Origin of the sequence: Brevibacillus sp. SKDU10 (assembly GCF_001645205.1) — a bacterium.
Lineage (GTDB): Bacteria > Bacillota > Bacilli > Brevibacillales > Brevibacillaceae > Brevibacillus_B > Brevibacillus_B halotolerans.
Genome location: NZ_LSSO01000120.1, coordinates 1 through 725 on the forward strand (window position 1 = coordinate 1; position 725 = coordinate 725).

The 725-nt window shown below is 34.6% G+C and carries 1 pseudogene; it reads right to left on the reverse strand.

Annotated features, from left to right (window positions below):
* Nucleotides 1-170: 170 nt before the first annotated feature.
* Nucleotides 171-725: pseudogene (locus tag AYJ08_RS07295) on the reverse strand (M56 family metallopeptidase); the annotation flags it as partial.

Below are 725 nucleotides of genomic sequence, written 5' to 3' on the forward strand. Positions count from 1 at the left end.
ATGTGTGTCGTGGCTGTTTGCCCTAGTTCTCGCTCTGTTTCTGACACCTGAATCACCTCTCAATTTTTATTATAATTAATTTTCAGATTTTTTCAATATTTTTATCTTTTAAAAAGAAAAAGGACAGAGTGCAGATTATTCTGACTCACTCTATCCCTTTCCTGCCCGAATTAGTTTATAGGTTTGACCTTATCTAGATCAACTATTTTTTCTTTGATTAAAGCAGCTATTGCCTTATATTGAGCATCTCCATTCTTTACAAAGGAGACTTTGTAGCATATGTCATTTTCTAACCAAAAATAAGAGGTGATATCCGGTTCACTTGAAGAGCTCATTTCCTCATCAATTTTATATGGCTCCGTTTTTAGTACTTCCCTGCCTTCTATGATTACCGGTGTAACTTTAACAACAAATTTCTTGCCATCTATCCGCTCGAAAGGAGCATGGCCGCTCTTTTTCATATCTGTATACATTTTTTTGTCCTTGATTTGTTTGTAAGAAAACCCTGAAATTCCGTCTGTTTTTTGTTTATTCATACTTCCAAATTTTATGCCAAGTACTCTATACTCTTCTTCTGCCTTATTCTCTGGATAGCTGAAGTTTATTTTTTTCGTAACATATGCCTCTTTTGCTACCCACTCGTTTGATAGTGTCATTGGAAATTTAGGAGTGAATTCAAGCAGTTTTTTAGCCTCTAGTAAGTCATCCTTGTCATAAATAGATAT